The sequence below is a fragment of the Methylophaga thalassica genome, assembly GCF_030159795.1.
GTDB classification, from domain to species: Bacteria; Pseudomonadota; Gammaproteobacteria; order Nitrosococcales; family Methylophagaceae; genus Methylophaga; species Methylophaga thalassica.
Genome location: NZ_BSND01000003.1, coordinates 171,182 through 189,212, shown reverse-complemented (window position 1 = coordinate 189,212; position 18,031 = coordinate 171,182). Strand labels below are relative to the sequence as shown.

22 protein-coding genes are annotated in these 18,031 nt (G+C 44.4%); 13 read left to right on the top strand and 9 right to left on the bottom strand.

Annotation, left to right across the window (positions count from 1 at the left end):
- The first annotated feature begins 1 nt into the window (after position 1).
- Together moeA and ttcA are read left to right on the top strand one after the other, a co-directional pair.
- Complete coding sequence (gene moeA, locus QQL60_RS00975) at positions 2-1,261, top strand: molybdopterin molybdotransferase MoeA (RefSeq protein ID WP_284722133.1); 1,260 nt, start codon at positions 2-4, stop codon at positions 1,259-1,261.
- Entirely contained in the window at positions 1,258-2,136 is an 879-nt protein-coding gene (gene ttcA / locus QQL60_RS00970) for a tRNA 2-thiocytidine(32) synthetase TtcA (RefSeq protein ID WP_007145874.1), read from the top strand. The genes moeA and ttcA overlap by 4 nt, the downstream gene beginning before the upstream one ends.
- Before the next feature lie 250 nt (positions 2,137-2,386).
- On the opposite strand, the gene QQL60_RS00965 is transcribed toward ttcA, so the two are convergent.
- Both QQL60_RS00965 and QQL60_RS00960 read right to left on the bottom strand, forming a co-directional pair.
- Positions 2,387-2,782, bottom strand: coding sequence for a VOC family protein (locus QQL60_RS00965; RefSeq protein WP_007145875.1), 396 nt, complete (start codon positions 2,780-2,782; stop codon positions 2,387-2,389).
- Between the two features lie 74 nt (positions 2,783-2,856).
- A complete protein-coding gene (locus QQL60_RS00960; RefSeq protein ID WP_007145876.1) occupies positions 2,857-3,738 on the bottom strand; it encodes a DMT family transporter in 882 nt (293 codons plus the stop codon).
- Between the two features lie 72 nt (positions 3,739-3,810).
- Here QQL60_RS00960 and dapC point away from each other — a divergent pair, with 72 nt between their 5' ends.
- The 10 genes from dapC to QQL60_RS00910 all read left to right on the top strand — a co-directional run bounded on the left by dapC (position 3,811) and on the right by QQL60_RS00910 (position 11,726).
- A complete protein-coding gene (gene dapC, locus QQL60_RS00955; RefSeq protein ID WP_284722132.1) occupies positions 3,811-5,004 on the top strand; it encodes a succinyldiaminopimelate transaminase in 1,194 nt (397 codons plus the stop codon).
- A 23-nt stretch (positions 5,005-5,027) separates the two neighbouring features.
- Complete coding sequence (dapD, locus tag QQL60_RS00950) at positions 5,028-5,849, top strand: 2,3,4,5-tetrahydropyridine-2,6-dicarboxylate N-succinyltransferase (RefSeq protein ID WP_007145878.1); 822 nt, start codon at positions 5,028-5,030, stop codon at positions 5,847-5,849.
- 85 nt (positions 5,850-5,934) lie between these two features.
- The gene (locus tag QQL60_RS00945) at positions 5,935-6,276 is read left to right on the top strand and encodes an ArsC family reductase (RefSeq protein ID WP_348530014.1); all 342 of its coding nucleotides are present in this window, start codon (positions 5,935-5,937) and stop codon (positions 6,274-6,276) included.
- Positions 6,277-6,325: 49 nt separating this feature from the next.
- Positions 6,326-6,766, top strand: coding sequence for a hypothetical protein (locus tag QQL60_RS00940; RefSeq protein WP_284722131.1), 441 nt, complete (start codon positions 6,326-6,328; stop codon positions 6,764-6,766).
- Between the two features lie 20 nt (positions 6,767-6,786).
- On the top strand, positions 6,787-7,917 hold the full coding sequence (gene dapE, locus QQL60_RS00935; protein ID WP_007145881.1) for a succinyl-diaminopimelate desuccinylase: 1,131 nt from the start codon (positions 6,787-6,789) through the stop codon (positions 7,915-7,917).
- Positions 7,918-7,927: 10 nt separating this feature from the next.
- The gene (locus QQL60_RS00930) at positions 7,928-8,218 is read left to right on the top strand and encodes a hypothetical protein (protein WP_284451833.1); all 291 of its coding nucleotides are present in this window, start codon (positions 7,928-7,930) and stop codon (positions 8,216-8,218) included.
- A gap of 91 nt (positions 8,219-8,309) precedes the next feature.
- The gene (locus QQL60_RS00925; protein WP_284451834.1) at positions 8,310-9,677 is read left to right on the top strand and encodes an outer membrane beta-barrel protein; all 1,368 of its coding nucleotides are present in this window, start codon (positions 8,310-8,312) and stop codon (positions 9,675-9,677) included.
- A 9-nt stretch (positions 9,678-9,686) separates the two neighbouring features.
- Positions 9,687-10,580: a metal ABC transporter substrate-binding protein gene (locus QQL60_RS00920; RefSeq protein WP_284722130.1), complete on the top strand. Its 894-nt coding sequence runs from the start codon at positions 9,687-9,689 to the stop codon at positions 10,578-10,580.
- Positions 10,577-11,341, top strand: coding sequence for a metal ABC transporter permease (locus QQL60_RS00915; protein WP_284722129.1), 765 nt, complete (start codon positions 10,577-10,579; stop codon positions 11,339-11,341). The genes QQL60_RS00920 and QQL60_RS00915 overlap by 4 nt, the downstream gene beginning before the upstream one ends.
- 40 nt (positions 11,342-11,381) lie before the next feature.
- Positions 11,382-11,726, top strand: coding sequence for a DUF4870 family protein (locus QQL60_RS00910; protein ID WP_284722128.1), 345 nt, complete (start codon positions 11,382-11,384; stop codon positions 11,724-11,726).
- Between the two features lie 35 nt (positions 11,727-11,761).
- Here the strand turns inward: QQL60_RS00910 and QQL60_RS00905 are convergent, their stop codons facing one another.
- Genes QQL60_RS00905 through QQL60_RS00890 form a run of 4 tightly spaced genes read right to left on the bottom strand, consistent with a single transcriptional unit; the run spans position 11,762 to position 14,567 of the window.
- Positions 11,762-12,520, bottom strand: coding sequence for an SDR family oxidoreductase (locus QQL60_RS00905; protein WP_007145887.1), 759 nt, complete (start codon positions 12,518-12,520; stop codon positions 11,762-11,764).
- A 25-nt stretch (positions 12,521-12,545) separates the two neighbouring features.
- Entirely contained in the window at positions 12,546-13,403 is an 858-nt protein-coding gene (purU, locus tag QQL60_RS00900) for a formyltetrahydrofolate deformylase (RefSeq protein WP_284451838.1), read from the bottom strand.
- Between the two features lie 56 nt (positions 13,404-13,459).
- Positions 13,460-13,810 carry a nucleotide pyrophosphohydrolase gene (locus QQL60_RS00895; RefSeq protein ID WP_284722127.1) on the bottom strand — a complete coding sequence of 117 codons (351 nt, stop codon included), beginning with the start codon at positions 13,808-13,810 and terminating at the stop codon, positions 13,460-13,462.
- Entirely contained in the window at positions 13,803-14,567 is a 765-nt protein-coding gene (locus tag QQL60_RS00890) for an alpha/beta fold hydrolase (protein ID WP_284722126.1), read from the bottom strand. The genes QQL60_RS00895 and QQL60_RS00890 overlap by 8 nt, the downstream gene beginning before the upstream one ends.
- Positions 14,568-14,621: 54 nt before the next feature.
- On the opposite strand from QQL60_RS00890, the gene QQL60_RS00885 reads away from it, so the two are divergent.
- Entirely contained in the window at positions 14,622-14,795 is a 174-nt protein-coding gene (locus QQL60_RS00885) for a hypothetical protein (RefSeq protein ID WP_007145891.1), read from the top strand.
- A gap of 29 nt (positions 14,796-14,824) precedes the next feature.
- Here the strand turns inward: QQL60_RS00885 and fabB are convergent, their stop codons facing one another.
- The 3 genes from fabB to QQL60_RS00870 all read right to left on the bottom strand — a co-directional run bounded on the left by fabB (position 14,825) and on the right by QQL60_RS00870 (position 18,023).
- Positions 14,825-16,042 (bottom strand): beta-ketoacyl-ACP synthase I, encoded by a 1,218-nt coding sequence (gene fabB / locus QQL60_RS00880; protein WP_284451840.1) that lies wholly within the window; start codon positions 16,040-16,042, stop codon positions 14,825-14,827.
- Positions 16,043-16,051: 9 nt separating this feature from the next.
- Positions 16,052-16,567 (bottom strand): 3-hydroxyacyl-[acyl-carrier-protein] dehydratase FabA, encoded by a 516-nt coding sequence (gene fabA / locus QQL60_RS00875; protein WP_040576271.1) that lies wholly within the window; start codon positions 16,565-16,567, stop codon positions 16,052-16,054.
- A 136-nt stretch (positions 16,568-16,703) separates the two neighbouring features.
- Positions 16,704-18,023 carry a TolC family outer membrane protein gene (locus QQL60_RS00870; RefSeq protein WP_284451841.1) on the bottom strand — a complete coding sequence of 440 codons (1,320 nt, stop codon included), beginning with the start codon at positions 18,021-18,023 and terminating at the stop codon, positions 16,704-16,706.
- Between the last annotated feature and the right edge of the window lie 8 nt (positions 18,024-18,031).

Genomic DNA, 18,031 nt, shown 5'->3' with positions numbered 1-18,031 from the left:
TATGGCCGAATTTACCCCACAGCCCAGTTGTGCTGATGATGTTGATCACAATAATCTGACTGTTAAACAGGCTAGTCAGCGAATTCATGATTTACTCTCGCCAATATCAAGCTGGCAGAAAGTCTCCTTAAGACAGGCTTTGGGCCAGATCCTACACCAAAGTGTTGTGTCTCCCCGTCAGGTGCCTCCCTATAATAATTCAGCCATGGACGGTTATGCCTTACGCAGTGCTGACATTCAAAATGCCCCCTTTTCACTCACTAATATCGGTGTGGCTTTTGCAGGGAAACCTTACCAAGGTCGGGTCGAAGACGGGCAATGTATTCGTATTATGACTGGCGCAAAAATTCCTGATGACTGTGACACGGTGGTGATGCAGGAACAGGTGCAATCAAATGAAGATATGGTCACCGTCCACACTGACCTAAAAGCGGGACAAAATGTCAGACTTGCCGGAGAAGATATTGACAGCGGTGATACGGTTCTACCTGCTGGACGAAGATTAACAGCGGCCGATTTAGGTCTACTGGCATCGCTTGGCATCGCAGAAGTCGTCACTTACCGGCCTCTTCGTGTCGCTTTTTTTTCTACTGGCGATGAATTATGTGGCCTTGGTGAACACCTGGCTGATGGACAAATCTACGACAGCAATCGTTACACCCTCTATGGCATGCTCAGTCAGCTCAATATTGATGTCATTGATATGGGGGTCATTCCTGATAACAGACCCGCATTAAGAATTGCTTTACAGCAAGCGGCGACAGATGCGGATGTCATCATTTCCTCTGGCGGTGTGTCCGTAGGTGATGCTGATTATGTCAAAGATATGTTGGCAGAATTAGGTGAAGTCAATTTCTGGAAAATTGCGATGCGTCCAGGACGCCCTTTAGCCTTTGGCCAAATAGGCGAAGCGATGTTCTTTGGTTTGCCCGGTAATCCGGTGTCAGTAATGGTCACTTTCTACCAATTTGTACAACCTGCGTTAAAACGTCTGGCAGGTGAAACTGACTCCGATCCCATCATATTCAAAGTACCATGCGATAATGTAATTAAAAAACGTGCTGGTCGCTTTGAATTTCAGCGCGGCATTTTATTCAGAAACAATGAAGGCCAACTCAGAGTCAGCACAACCGGGGCGCAAGGATCGGGTATCCTTCGCTCAATGAGTATGGCGAATTGTTTTATTTTACTTGAAGAAAACTGTGACGGACTTAGTGCCGGCAGTCTTGTTAACGTTCAACCCTTTGCAGGTCTGGTATGACAGAATCCACAACCGAACACACTTTGGTCAAACAACAACGCGAGTTTAATAAACTGCGTAAACGATTACGTCGCAACGTCGGTCAGGCAATTGCCGATTACAATATGATTCAGGACGGCGATAAAGTGATGGTCTGTTTATCTGGTGGTAAAGACAGTTATACCATGCTCGATATTCTGATTAATCTGAGAGACCATGCCCCGATTAAGTTTGATCTTATCGCTGTTAATCTCGATCAAAAGCAGCCGGGCTTCCCTGAGCATGTATTACCCGAATATTTGTCATCAATTGGTGTGCCATTCCATATCATTGAAAAAGACACATACAGCATCGTTAAAGAAGTGGTGCCAGAGGGTAAAACCACCTGCGGCATATGCTCACGTCTGCGCCGTGGCTCTTTATATGGTTACGCACGGCAAAATGGCATCACCAAAATAGCATTAGGTCATCACCGTGATGACATTATTGAAACGCTGTTTCTGAATATGTTTTATGGCAGCAAAATAAAAGCGATGCCGCCGAAATTATTAAGTGATGATAAAACCAATATTGTGATAAGACCCTTAGCCTATGCGCAAGAGTCTGATATTGCCCGTTATGCAGAAGCCATGAAGTTTCCCATTATTCCTTGCAATTTATGTGGCTCGCAGGAAAATCTGCAACGTCAGGCGATCAAAGCCATGTTGCAAGGCTGGGAAAAACAGTTTCCGGGCAGATTGGAAAATATTTTCCGCAGTATTCAGAATATTTCGCCATCACAAATGGGCGATCTTGATTTATTTAACTTCACCGATCTTGAGCAGTTAAGACAGGAACCAACAGGAGAAGAAGATCGCTTCCAGGATGATATTCAACAGCCTGCACTGGCAAGATAGCCACAGACTTATCACCAGTTATGACAAGTATTACAAAACCAATACAAGTATCATCGCTAAGTCATTGAATCTGATTAATTCTATCGTAAAGCATTGATATATATAGCTTTAATAAAATGGTCATTTTTTAACCAAAACCGTCAGCCTTGTTACGTAAGAATGACTTAGCGATTTTCACAGAAGTTAATCACAGAGTTATCCACAGAAAATGTGAGTAACTCTGTAAGTCATTGATCGCTTCTCTAAGTCCTTATTTTTCGATTCGCTTGGGCGTAAAATCTTCAGCAAATTCCAGAGCATTACCATCCGGATCACGACAGAAAAACGCAGCTCTGCCCGACTTGCTTCGAGAAAATTCATACCCCGCATTTTCCAGGCGCTCACCTAAGGCTTCTAAATCGTCTACGACAAGTGCCAGATGGCGATCACGTCCACCATGAGCTGGACGGCCTTCTGTTGAGTCCGGATTTGGTAATACCATCAGATGTATCATTTGTCCGGTATCGGCAATATCCAGCCAGGCACCATCGTATGCAAACTCAGGTCTGTTGGGATTAAGTGGTAACTGCAATACATCGCAGTAAAAACGTAAAGAATCATCTAAGTCTTTCACCAGAAAACTGGCATGTGCTATCGATTTGATCATATTTCACCTGGATAAATAACATCTAAGCCCTGCTAACATTCTAACGTGAAGCAATCCATGCTCCCAAGTATTGTTCAGGCTTTACCTTGCTTAGCCATACCATAAGCGGCGATAAAAATAAGCGCACCACCTAACCACTCCGTCTGGCTCATTTGTTCATTGGTCAACCACCAGGCAGAAATGGCAGCGACGACAAGTTCAGATAACATCAAAATAGCTGAACGAAACACGGGCATCCTTGCTAGGCCATACAATACTGCTACTGTCATAGCAGTAAAACATAAGCCACCAAAAACCATCACCGCAACCCATAGATTAAGACTGATATCAGGAACACTTGATTGCTGCAGAACCAATACAAGCCCTGCCACCATAACGACACCCCAGTACACTATCGTCGTTTTGACTTCCATAGCCACATCAGCAAGCTTACGACTTAACACGTTATTTACTGAAAACATAAACCCTGCAAACAGCGCTAACCAATCTGCCATATCATTGGGCCAAGGCATGCCAATTTCTGGGTGCCATAACATAATCATCGTGCCCGACATCGCCACAATGATCATCAACATAGACAGTCGGGAAATTTTTTCGCCTAACCACCAGCGACTCAACAGTACTGACCATAAAGGTGATAAATAGAACAGCAACATGACCCGCATCACCTCGCCCTGAGTAAGAGCCACTAAAAAGGCAATATTGGTGACACCCGCGGCAACAGCTAAGGCCCATAAACTAAGCGGCCAATGTCCGGCAAAATCTTTTATCTGTTTAAACAACATCACACTGGCTACGATTGCCGCAGCAAAATACATCAGCAGTGTTGACCAAACGACGGGAAGCCCTTGTTGTTCCAGTATTCGCATCGGATACCAAATCAATCCCCACATGGTTGAGGAAAATAAGATGCCGAGCACGGCCAGATTAAATTGTTTGTTATTGCTATTTGTCATGGCTCACCTTATAACACGAGATTGCTTCAACCCGTTATAATGGTCTGATTTTTTCACTCATCGTTTGGAATTATGAATCCAGAACTGGCAAAACTTCACCCTTACCCTTTCGAGAAGCTGGCACAGCTTAAACAAGGCTGCGTGCCACCGGAAGATAAAGCACATATTGCTCTATCGATTGGTGAACCGAAACATCCAACGCCAGGTTTTATTACTGAAGCTGTGATCGCTCATCTGCATGGATTGTCGACCTACCCCACCACCGCGGGTAGTAATGAACTGCGTCATGCTATTTCCACTTGGCTTGATACTCGATTCAAGTTAGACGGCCATATCAATGCCATGACACAAGTGCTGCCGGTCAATGGCACGCGTGAAGCCTTATTTGCCTTTGCTCAGGCGGTTATTGATCGTGATAAAGACCCATTAGTATTAATGCCTAACCCGTTTTATCAGATCTACGAAGGTGCAGCGATTTTGGCTGGCGCAGAGCCTTATTATATGAATTGCTCTGTCCAAAATGACTTTATTCCCGATTTTGATGCCATTAGTGAAGATGTCTGGCGACGCTGTCAGTTGATCTATATTTGCAGTCCTGGTAACCCAACGGGTGCTGTTATTGATCAGGCAACGTTAACGCGTTTAATTGAGCTGGCACATCAATATGATTTTGTGATTGCGGCTGATGAATGTTATTCCGAAATCTATCCGGATGAAACCAATCCACCCGTCGGTTTATTGGAAGCCGCCTACGCAGCAGGTTATACCGATATGAGTCGTTGTGTGGTTTTCCATAGCCTATCGAAGCGTTCCAATGCACCAGGATTGCGTAGTGGTTTTGTGGCTGGCGATGCCGACATTCTGAAGCAGTTTCTGCGTTACCGTACCTACCATGGCTGTTCAATGCCACCAGCGACTCAGGCGGCATCCATTACCGCCTGGAATGACGAAGATCATGTTGTCCATAATCGTGAGCTGTATCTGGAAAAATTCAATGCGGTATTAGAAATATTATCGCCAGTGATGTCTGTGTCGATGCCACAAGCAGGCTTCTACCTCTGGGCTGAAACGCCGATTGCTGATACCGCATTTGCCAGACAGTTATTCGAACAACAAAATGTCACCGTTTTACCAGGCACCTATCTGGGCCGTGATACCACTGCAGGCAACCCTGGTTCAAACCATATTCGTATGGCTTTGGTTGCCCCACTGGAAGAATGTATTGAAGCTGCACATCGTATTCGCAGCCTTATTGAAAGTTTATAATTAAATCAATGGAGTAGACACCAATGAGTGATATTCAACAAATTATTGAAGAGGCGTTTGAACGTCGCGCTGATATTAATCCTGCCAATGCTGACAGTGATGTCAGAAATGCGGTCAATGAAGCATTAGCGATGCTGGATAACGGCACTGCTCGTGTTGCTGAAAAACAAAATGGTGACTGGGTCGTCAACCAATGGCTGAAAAAAGCGGTTTTATTATCATTCCGTCTGAATGACAACAAAATCATGCCTGGTGCAGAAACCAACTATTTCGATAAAGTGGATCCTAAATTTGCCAGCTTTAATGAAGATGATTTCAATAAAGCCGGTGTCCGTGTTGTGCCACCAGCAGCCGTTCGTCGTGGTTCTTATATCGCACCAGGCGTTGTATTGATGCCTTCTTATGTCAATATCGGTGCATACGTCGATTCTGGCACCATGGTCGATACCTGGGCAACCGTAGGTAGCTGTGCTCAAATCGGTAAAAATGTTCACCTTTCTGGTGGTGTTGGTATCGGTGGTGTATTAGAACCTTTACAAGCTGGTCCAACCATTATTGAAGACAACTGTTTCATCGGTGCACGTTCTGAAGTAGTTGAAGGCGTAATAGTCGAAGAAGGCTCAGTCATTTCAATGGGTGTTTACATTGGCCAGAGCACAAAAATCTTCAACCGTCTGACAGGTGAAATCACCTACGGTCGCATCCCTGCCGGTTCAGTCGTGGTTTCAGGTAATCTACCGTCTAAAGATGGTTCATACAGCTTGTACTGTGCGGTTATCGTCAAACAAGTTGATGAAAAAACACGTGGCAAAGTTGGTATCAACGAATTATTACGTGATATCTAATATCCGCGTAGATAAGTAAAATGAAGGGGATGAGACGCATGAGTGACTCATCCCCTTTTGTTTATGGCCTGATAACAGGTAAGCAATGATGATTCTCTACGGTATAAAAAACTGCGATACAGTCAAAAAAGCCAAGCGTTGGCTTGATTCACACTCTATTGATTATCAGTTTCACGATTTTCGCCAGCAAGGTCTGGATGAAAACACCATCAGACAATGGCTTCAATCCGTTGATTGGGAGACCTTATTGAATAAACGAGGAACAACCTGGCGCAAGCTTGATGATCCTCGTAAAGAGAGTCTGGATGAAAACACCGCTGTAGAACTAATGCTGGAAAACCCGACTCTGATTAAGCGACCAGTTGCAGTGAGCAATTCAACAACCATAGTGGGGTTTAATGATGATGTGTATCAACAATTTATTTAAATTAAGTGTTCGCAATAACATTTTTGCCCTGTTATTGCTGTGTGCCCCAATGGCAGGTTTTGCAGATGATGCAAAACATCAAGATGATTTTTTTGATCATTATTATCTGCAGGGTGGCACTTATATGCATTACACCGATAGTGATGACTATACCGGCTCAAAAATATTTACTTCAATTGAAGGCGTTAAATCTAATGACTGGCTATACGGTCTTGCCTTGTTTGATAACTCCTTTGGTCAGTTTTCTCAATATATCTACACTGGTACCAGTTGGAACTACCATGGCAAATTTGAAGGTTTCCATACCAAACTGACAGCAGGTTTTATCCACGGCTACCGTGGCGACTATAAAGATAAAATCCCCCTGAATAACTTAGGTATCGGGCCAGCGATCATCCCTGGTATCGGTTATGATAATGGCAAATATAGCGCAGATATCATTATGCTAGGTGGTGCAGGATTGTTATTCACCGTCGGTACCCATTTATAACTTCACAACAAGAACTTTTCATGTCCGAAACCATACAACTGACCCAAGAATTAATTCGTCGCGACAGCGTCACACCTGAAGATAAAGGCTGTCAGATCATGATAGCTGATCGTCTGGCACCTTCTGGTTTTCATGCAGAACATATGTGTTTTGATGATGTCGATAACCTGTGGTTAAGACGCGGTAATAAAGGCCCGGTCATTGCCTTTGCTGGTCATACTGATGTGGTGCCAACTGGCCCACTTGAAAATTGGAGCCATCCACCTTTTTCAGCGAATATCATTGATGGCATGATGTATGGCCGTGGTACAGCCGACATGAAAGGCAGTATTGCTGCATTCATCACTGCGTGTGAGCGTTTTGTAGAAAAACATCCGGACCATGAGGGTAGCATTGCGTTTTTGATTACCAGTGATGAGGAAGGTCCGGCCATCAACGGGACTGTTAAAGTCGTCGAAACATTACAAAGCCGCGGCGAACATATCGACTGGTGCTTGGTTGGCGAACCATCCAGTACAGAAAAAGTCGGTGATATCGTCAAAAATGGTCGTCGTGGATCGCTTAATGGTCGTCTCAGCGTAAAAGGTAAACAAGGCCATATTGCCTATCCGCACCTGGCGAAAAACCCGATTCACTTGTTAAGCCCTGCCCTCACTGAATTATGTGAAATTGAGTGGGATCAAGGTAACGAAGACTTTCCACCTACCAGCTTTCAGGTATCTAATCTGAACTCTGGCACAGGTGCCACCAATGTCATCCCTGGCACGGCTGAAGTGGTCTTTAATTTCCGTTATTCAACAGAAGTCACTCACGACGAATTAAAACAGCGCGTGCACGCCATTTTAGATAAACACGAACTCAATTATGAATTGAACTGGGAGCTATCTGGCCAGCCATTTCGGACAGCTAGCGGACAGTTATTAGAAGCCGTTCAGCGTGCTATTTTTGATGTGACAGGCTACCAGACAACACTTTCCACCTCGGGTGGTACTTCTGATGGGCGCTTTATTGCACCGACAGGCACTCAAGTCATCGAACTCGGGCCATTAAATGCCACCATCCACCAAATTGATGAGTGTGTTTCTACAGCAGATCTTGACACCTTGTCTGAAATTTATGAGACTCTGCTGACTTATTTGCTGGTTAGCTAGGCGATTTCCCTTGTATCAAAGACATTACAAACGACACTACATCTATGTGTTAGCAGCGATTGTGCTGCTATTGCAGTCGTTTGCTGTCTGGCATGATGCTGAACATCCTTTCCATAAAGCGGAAGCGCAATGTGAGCGCCTCAATGCGATTGGTCATTTCCCACTTGCCGATGTAGCTGCCGATGTCAGCATTTATCTGCAACAAGCCGTTATTAGTCTCGAAGTAGACTCTGCTGTAACCACTCTGCCATTCGCGCAGCGTCAATCCTATCTTATCCGCGCCCCACCCATTTTTTCATAATCTCTCCAACTTAATCTATTTTTAATCACACTACAGATCCGTCGTTTACAGATTGAACTGTAGCTATAGCTTATGGCTATGAGGAAAGTTTATGAAAAGCAAAAAACTGCTTGTGCTGCTGATGACAGCTGCACTGAGCCCGATATCACCTGCGTTCGCCGGCGATATTGATGATTTGAAACAAGAAATCGCAAAAATGCGTGCCGATTATGAGCAACGTATTCAACAACTTGAGCAACGTTTATCTGAAGCAGAAGCCACTACCCAGGCTGTTGCTGATGAAGTAGCAACAGCGCCAGAATCTCCGGCTCCCGTTGCATCAGCCAACAGTAGTAATACCTTTAACCCAGCGATCAGCATGGTGTTAAATGGCTCATTTAATCAATATCAAAACCACGCGGATGATTACGCATTAGACGGCTTTAATGTTCAAGGTGAAGGTGGGCTGGATTCAGAAGGTTTCTCTCTCGGTGAGAGTGAGCTAACAGTCAGCTCAAATATCGATCAACTGTTTTATGGTCAGGCCACCTTAGCCGTTCACGATCATGATGATGAAACTGAGCTGGAAGTCGAAGAAGCCTTCATCGAAACCTTAGGTTTAGGCAATGGCTTAACTGTCCGAGCGGGTCGTTATTTTGCCCCTATTGGTTATTTGAACGAACGTCATGCTCATGCCTGGAATTTTGCTGATGCACCACTGATTTACCGGGGTTTATTTGGTAATCAGCTTTCTACTGACGGTGTGAAACTCTCCTATCTATTACCAACTGATTATATGTTTGAAGTCGGTACCAGTGTCGGTAATGGTGATAGTTACCCTGGCAGTGGCGATCATAGTGGTATTGGTGATTGGCTGGTCTATGCCAAAACCGGTAGTGATATTGGTATAGAAAGCAGCTGGCAAGCAGGCATTTCACACTGGCGTTCAAGCCCGGATGATCGCTCATACAGTAGCGGACACAGTCATGGTGATGAAGAGGAAAGTTCAGCACTATTCAATGGAGACACAGATATCACGAACCTCTCTCTGGTCTACAAATGGGCACCTAATGGTAATTTCCGTCAGGAAAATCTGACCTTGATCGGTGAATTTATGTATCTGCATGACGACGGCAATATCAGTCATGGCAGTGATGAATTTGCTAATTACGATGGCAAACAATACGGCGGTTATCTGGAAGGTGTTTATCAATTCAATCCACAATGGCGTTCTGGTCTGCGTTATGACTGGCTGGGCAGTAAACATCGTGCATCGGATGATGAGTTGCTGGCAGATGCGGGGCTTGAAGGTGGCAGAAGCCATCCACAACGTACCAGTGCCATGGTGGAATACTTACCGAGTGAGTTTAGCCGTATTCGCGCGCAAATTAATCATGATCAATCGTACAGCGATGATGATTGGCAAATGATTCTGCAATATACCGTCAGCCTGGGTGCTCACGGTGCGCACCAATACTAGGAGTTTATAATGAAAACGCTTATTTTCACTGTTTTAATTTTATTGAGCTCACCTAGCTGGGCTCAACTGTCGGTGTTCGCTTGTGAACCTGAGTGGGCATCACTGACTGAAGAGTTAGGGGGCGATGATGTTTCGGTGTTCAGTGCAACCAGTGGTTTACAGGATCCGCATTACATTCAAGCACGTCCGAGTCTGATTGCCAAAGCCCGTAAAACGGATTTATTGGTTTGCACAGGCGCTGAGTTAGAAGTGGGTTGGTTGCCATTACTTCAACGTAAGGCCGGTAATCCCAATATCCAGATTGGTGCTGAAGGCTATTTCATGGCGGCCGATTATGTCCGTTTACTGGAAAAACCTGTCACGGTCGATCGTAGTCAAGGGCATGTGCATGCGGCTGGTAATCCGCATATTCAAACCAGCCCGGAGAATATTTTTAAGGTGGCTGAAGCGCTGGCTGAAAGACTAAAACAACGTGATCCTGAAAATGCCAACAACTATGAACAACGCTGGCAAGATTTCCAGCAGCGCTGGCAAACAGCCATGAAACAATGGCAGGAAAAAGCAGCTCCACTGAAAGGTGTGCCCATTGTTGTGCAGCATAAAAACTGGATTTACCTGACCAAATGGTTAGGTCTGAACGAAGTGGCTGTGCTGGAAGCAAAACCTGCTGTACCGCCAACGGTAAAACAGTTGCAATCAGTAGTTGAAAAGCTAAAACAAACACCGGCAAAAATGGTGATTCTGGCCGCTTATCAATCGCCAAGAGCCACTGATTGGTTGGTGGATAAAACAGGCATCAAAAAAGTGGTACTGCCATTCACCGTGGGTGGTGATAACAACAGTAACAACTTGTTTGAGCTCTATGATGACACCATCAACTTATTACTGGATGGCGCTAAATGAACCTGATCAATCTTGATTGGTCGCTAATATTGCCTGCCCTTGTGGCAGGCATATTAGTTCTGACAACACATGTGCCTCTGGGTCAAGAAGTATTGAAACGAGGGATTATTTTTATTGATCTCGCCATTGCGCAAATGGCGGCACTTGGCGTAATGGCTGCCACCATTTTTATTGGTGATATGCATGGTCCCTGGTTACAAGTGAGTGCCGCAGCCAGTGCCCTTTCCGCCTCGGTTCTCGTACTTTGGTTAGAAAAACGTTATCCACATATTGTGGAGGCGTTAATTGGTTTACTATTTATTCTGGCCGCCAGTGGTGGGATTTTGCTGGTGAGCCATGCTCCACATAGTGATGAATTACTGCATGATTTATTAGTGGGGCAGATTTTGTGGGTGACACCGTCTCATCTGTTATGGGTAGGTTTACTCTACGCCGCGTTGTTATTGATCTGGTTCACCATGCAATCACAGCGTAGCTGGCTTTTTTATATTGTGTTTTCACTCACTGTGACCGCTTCGGTGCAGTTAGTCGGTGTGTATTTAGTCTTTGCCAGTTTAATCTTGCCTGCTTTAGCCAGCCGTGGATTTGAGAAAACCAGTCATAAGCTGTTGCTTGGTTATGGCATAGGCTTTCTGGGTTATTTCTTTGGCCTGATCTTGGCGTTATTACTTGATGTACCCATGGGCGCTATGACCGTTTGGACATTATTTGTGTTAGTCGTAATAAGCCGTTTTATGCTGCAATGGCTAAAGCAGCGATAAATTTGGTAGATTATGTGAATACATTTACCGGAAAAGATGCATGAGCGAATCAACACAGGCCAGTCAACAAACAGTCAAACTCGTTTATTTATTATTTATCGCCAATATTATTATTCAGTTTTTAGGTTTTGTTGCAGTCGTCATTGCTTATATACATAAAGACGATGCAACAGCCTGGTTACAGTCGCACTATCAGTTTCAGATCCGAACATTCTGGATGGGTCTTCTATATTTATTTATCGGCGTGTTATTTGCCTTCTTTTTAGTTGGCTATTTGGTGTTAGTGTTTTGGGTTATCTGGGTAGTCGTGCGCTGTGTCAAAGGTATGAAATATTTGGATCAACAGCAGCCTCATCCGAATCCAACAAGCTGGCTCTTTGGCTAAAACTGAAAAGACCGGGTAAGCCGGTCTTTTATATTTTATTGGCGATGAAAAGCCATCGGCCCATTCGCTTCCTGGGTGGGCATTACTTCGATCGTGGTCACATTCACATGCTCAGGGGTATTCACCAGCCACCAGACCGTATTGGCAATATCTTCGGCATCCAGTGCTCTGGTGCCTTCATAGACTTTATCTGCACGGGCCTCATCGGCTTTAAAACGTACCTTAGAAAATTCGGTTTCGGCATTACCCGGTTCCACATTAGTGACACGGACATTCGTGCCTAATAAATCAGCCCGTGTCGCCAGTGAGAACTGCCTGACAAAGGCTTTGGTACCACAGTAGACATTACCCCCAGGATAAGGCCAGTTACCCGCTACAGAGCCGATATTAATCACATATCCTGACTTTCTCTCTGTCATCATCGGTAGGATAGTCCGAGTACAGTAAAGCAAGCCTTTAATGTTGGTATCTACCATTTTTTCCCAATCATCTAAATTTGTTTCCTGAGCGGGTTCCAGCCCTAATGCCAAGCCAGCATTATTCAGTAACACATCAATTTTTTTGAAAGGTTCGGCTAAACCATGAATAGCAGCTTCAACTGCTTTTCTGTCTGTCACATCAAAACAGCAGGTAGCCACTTTATCTTTGCCCCCCAGCTCCTGCTGTAAATCATCTAGTCGTTGCTGGCGTCGTCCCGTCAGAATTAATTGCCAGCCATTGTTTGCAAATACTCTGGCGCAAGCTTCCCCAAACCCTGAGGTAGCTCCGGTAATCATGATGGTTTTATTCGTCATGCAATCGACTCCTTATTTAGATTATTCAGGCACCTTCAGAAAACACAATGGTACGGCGACCATTGATAATAATTCGATGCTCAATATGTGCTTTTACTGCTCTCGCCAGCACAATACGTTCAATATCTTTTCCCATCATCACCAGATCTTGCGGGCTGTTATCGTGCTGAACATGTTGCACATCCTGGGCGATAATCGGTCCCTCATCTAACTCAGCTGTCGCATAGTGGGCTGTGGCACCAATAATTTTAACGCCACGCTCATAAGCCTGATGATAGGGTTTAGCGCCTTGGAAGGCAGGTAAGAATCCGTGATGAATATTAATAATCCGACCAGAAAACTCGGTCACAAATTCCTCTGACAAGATTTGCATGTAACGCGCCATCACGATCAGATCAATATCAAACTCGGCCAGCAGGCGCTTTATCTCCGCTTCTTGTGCCTGCTTGGTTTCTGCCGTGATGGGTAAGTGATAAAACGGCTTATCGAACTGACGAGCCATACCCTCTAAATCGCGATGATTACCTATAATAAGAGGAATATCGCATTTCAGTTCACCCTCTAACTCTCTCAGTAGTAAGTCGTATGGGCAGTGTGAAGCTCTTGTCACCAGTAAAGCTACTCTATAAGGCTGCTCACTGTAGCGAACAGACCAGTTTAAGTCGATAGTGGCGGCAAACTGGCTAAACTCAGCTTCAAGCTGTTGATGATTGAAGCTACCATCATCTTCAAGCTTAATTCGCATGAAATACTGACCAACTTCAGTGTCCGTATATTGCTGGCAGTGCAGAATATTAAACTGTCTTTCAGCAAAAAAGCTGGTGATTCCCGCGACTAGACCTTTTTGGTCTTTACACTGAATCAGGAAAACAATGGCGCTCATGAGGATTTCCTAAGAAATAGAATAAAAAAGCTAAATCCTAGCACTGTAATTCGGCTTTATGAATATTCATCGTACTTATCATTACGACCTTTGACTTTATCTCGTGGATATTTAGCCGCATTCTTCTGCATTTTATTTTTGATGGCCTGATTTAAATCAATGTTTAAGTCATGACAAAGATAAGCAAGATAAACGGCGACATCAGCTATTTCATCTTCCAGCTCTTCACGTTTATCGGAGGCCAGCCGTTGCTGTACTTGCTCAGCACTCTTCCATTGAAACCACTCCAGTAACTCTGAAGCTTCTATAGATAAAGAAATCGCCACATCTTTAGGATTGTGAAACTGTTCCCAGTCCCTCTCCCGGCGAAATTCAATAAGTTGTTTCAGGAGTTCTGTCTCAATCATCGTGTAAAAACGCCTCTACAACCTGCTTAAATTGTTGTGGGCGTTCAGCCTGAACCCAGTGCCCTGCTTTTTCAATGCAATTAAATTCCGCATGCGTAAACTGTGCTGAAATTTGTTGACGATCCTGCTCAGTGACATAGTCTGATAACTCACCATAAACAAATAAGCTCGGCATAGTTAACACCTCGCTATCAAAGATAGACGCCATTAATTCTTTAAAGTTGGCTTTAAGCGCTGTCAGGTTAATTCGCCATTTATAGCGCTCATGCTCAGAGACCAAATTCATCAATAAAAACTGACGAACAGCCTGATCAGGAATAGATTGAGCTAAAGCAGCATCGACCTCTGTTCGGCTAGTAAACTCAGATAAATTCAGTGCCATCATCGCATCCATCAATGGTGTGTGTGCACTAAAGTATTGGCGAGGAGCAATATCCACGACCACCAATTTTGCAACCATCTCCGGATACATTGCAGCAAATTTCATCGCTACTTTACCACCGAGTGAATGTCCTAAGATATTCATCTGGTCCAATCGCAAGTCTTCACATAACTCATGGATATCTTCGGCCATGACTGTAAAATTCTGCTCATCACTATGTGGGGAACGACCATGATTGCGTAAATCAACACTAATAACACGATAAAAACGTGAAAAATACTTCGCCATGCTGCGCCAATTATCGGCTGAGCCAAATAAGCCGTGGATAATAATTAAAGGTATCCCTTCACCACTTTCTTGATAATGCAATTTCATTGATAGCTTGTTGAAACGTTATAATTAAACAATTTAAATAATCTGGAGCCCGATGTGGAAGACGAAACAATCCTAGTAATGCTGGTGAAACAATATGCCGATAAATTTGGTATTACGTTCAGCTCAAAATATCTTGATGATCCTGATAAAAAGCAATTACTGATCACACTGATTCAGGAAGCCAACGCCGGCAAACGCGGCCCAGTCACTGACGACGATCTACAATAAAAAAAGCCACCGAAAGGTGGCTTTTTTCTTTAATCATCGAGCTTTTCAAACACCAGACAGGCATTGGTTCCACCAAAGCCGAAACTGTTCGACATGACTGTTGTGAGTCCAGCGTTATCGACACGTTCCCGCAGAATAGGCATGCCTTCCGCTTCAGGATCAAGTGTTTCAATATTAGCCGAGGCGGCAAGAAAATCATTTTCCAGCATCAAAAGACTATAAATCGCTTCTTGAACACCGGCAGCGCCTAAAGAATGACCTGATAATGATTTTGTTGATCCTACGGCAGGCATATCTGCGCCGAATGTCTTTTTAATAGCACCTAATTCAGCCAAATCACCTACCGGTGTGCTGGTGCCATGAGCATTAATATACTGGACTTTGCCACGAATCGTTGACATGGCAAGTTGCATACAACGCATCGCACCTTCACCAGATGGCGCCACCATATCGTAACCATCTGATGTAGCACCGTAACCGGTCAATTCTGCATAGATTTTAGCGCCACGGGCTTTTGCATGCTCATACTCTTCAAGTACTAACACACCGCCGCCGCCAGCGATCACAAAACCATCACGGTCAGCATCATAAGCACGAGACGCTTTTTCTGGCGTATCGTTATATTTGGTTGATAGAGCGCCCATCGCATCAAATAAAGAGCTCATTGACCAATGCTCTTCTTCACCGCCACCAGCAAACACAATATCCTGCTTGCCGAGTTGAATCTGCTCCATTGCTGTACCGATACAATGTGCACTAGTTGCACAAGCGGATGACATGGAATAGTTCACCCCTTTGATTTTAAACGGTGTGGCGAGACAGGCTGAGGTTGTGCTGCCCATAACCTGGGTAACACGATAAGGCCCAATACGTTTTAAACCTTTTTCGCGCAGGATATCAGCCGCTTCAACCTGATTCGAAGATGAAGCGCCACCCGATCCCATAATAAGCCCAGTTCGGATATTAGAAACCTGCTCTTCGCTTAAGCCTGCGTCAGCAATCGCTTGCTCCATAGCAATATAGGCATAGGCAGCAGCATCGCCCATAAAACGTAATGTTTTACGATCGATATATTCTTTGAAATCAATATCAATAGTGCCTGCAACATGGCTACGAAACCCCATATCCGCATAGTCTTGTTTAAAGCGAATACCTGAGCGGCCATGGCGAAGAGACTCTGTCACTGTTTGGGCATCAAGACCTAAGCAAGACGTGATACCTAACCCTGTAACGACAACACGTTTCATTATGAAATCCTAAAAATCATCGGTTGATGTAAACAGACCAACGCGTAAATCTTTTGCAGTATAGATATCGCGCCCATCCACAGATACCGTGCCATCCGCAATAGCCAAAACCAGCTTGCGTGCGATAACACGTTTTAAATCAATACGGTAAGTAACTTTCTTCGCTGTTGGTAATACTTGTCCGGTAAATTTGACCTCACCTGAGCCTAATGCTCGGCCACGGCCTGGATTACCATCCCAAGCCAGGAAAAATCCGACGAGTTGCCACATCGCATCCAAGCCTAAACAACCAGGCATAACAGGATCACCCGGGAAATGGCAATCAAAAAACCAAAGATCCGGATGTATATCCAATTCTGCAATGATTTCGCCTTTACCGTAAGCACCACCTGTATTTGCAATATGAGTAATGCGATCCATCATCAGCATATTGGGAACAGGGAGTTGTGCATTGCCAGGACCAAACATTTCGCCGTGTCCACACTGCAATAATTCTTCGTATGTAAATGATGATTGCTTACTCATGAATTCTCTTAATTATCCCGCCAATTGGGCTCCGTATAATACCACGATCGTTTCTAAACCAGAAAAAAACGTCATTCCCATATATATAAAAAAGCCACGGGCTTTCCCGTGGCTATGAAACTGTTGAAATAGTGATTTACTGTTTTATAGCAATAGTCTCTGCAGCCTCAGGTGCTTTAATATTTAAGCCTTGAAGCAATAGTCCCATACTATTCAAAATACGATACTGCGCATACAGTTCGTCATACTCAGTGTTAACCAGAGCCGTCTGTGCTCTGAAAACTTCATTCTCAGAATCCAATAAGTCTAATAAGGTGCGCTGTCCAAGACTGAATTGTTGTCTGTAGGCATCACGTGACTTTTGACTTGAGTCAACATGTTGTTCGCGATATGACATCTGGCTTTTGACCGTTTCCCATGCATTCCAGGAAAGCCTCGTTCCTTCTTCCACTTCACGATAAGTATTATTTCGAATCTCTGCTGCTTGATTAATTAAATAGGCAGTCTCTTCACGTCGGGCTGAATCACGGCCGCCATTCAATAGGTTATAGCGTAAACGCAACATGGCCGTGATGTCTTTATCCGTACCCACCTGACCATCGATATTATGATCAGCACGCGTACCTACTTCCAGATGTAGATCGGGATAAAAAGGTGCTTTTGCGGTGGCGTGCTGTGCACGGGCTGATTCCAGATCAAAGTTGGCTAATCTTAAAGTTGGATGATTATCAACGGCTTTTGCTATTGCAGCATCCAAGCTATCAGGAATCAGGTTTTCGGGAATTTCAGGCTCTTCTAATGATTCAGGTGGCTCGCCAACAACGCGGATAAAAGTTGTTTCTGCATCACGCAATTTACTTTCTTCTTCCATCAGGTTGGCTTCAGCTAAGGCAAGCCTACCCAGACTTTGGTCCATATCTGCACCACGACCAACACCACGCTCACTGCGAAGAACAATTTGATCATGTGTCCGTTGGTGCGCTTCAAGGTTGGTTTGGGCTAATTCAACAATTTTCTGCTGTCTCAGCACATTGAGATAAGCGTCAACAGCTTCCAACCCGGTATTTTCTGCAGCACTGTACACCGCTGATGCACGGGAATTTGTTCTAAATTCTTGTCTTAGAACTTCGTTTTTAGTTTCCATGCCATCAAACAACATTTGACGCAGCTGTAAGCTTGCCTCATCCCTGTTCAGTCTGACTTCGCCACGCCCTGCTGAACGTGTATTCGGGTTATCAGTCATTTCCCAGCCCGTACCCAAAGCTAAATCCAGAGTTGGATAATATCCGGCCTTTGCCTGATCTATTTCTTTAGAAACAGCTTGTCGTTCACTCGCAGCAGCAAGGATATCGGGATTTGACTCAATAGTATGCATTACTGCACTTTCCAACGTTTGAGCAGAAACACTAGATACCATTACCCATAAAGGTAAGCTTAAAACTAAACTTTTCTTCATCACTTCAA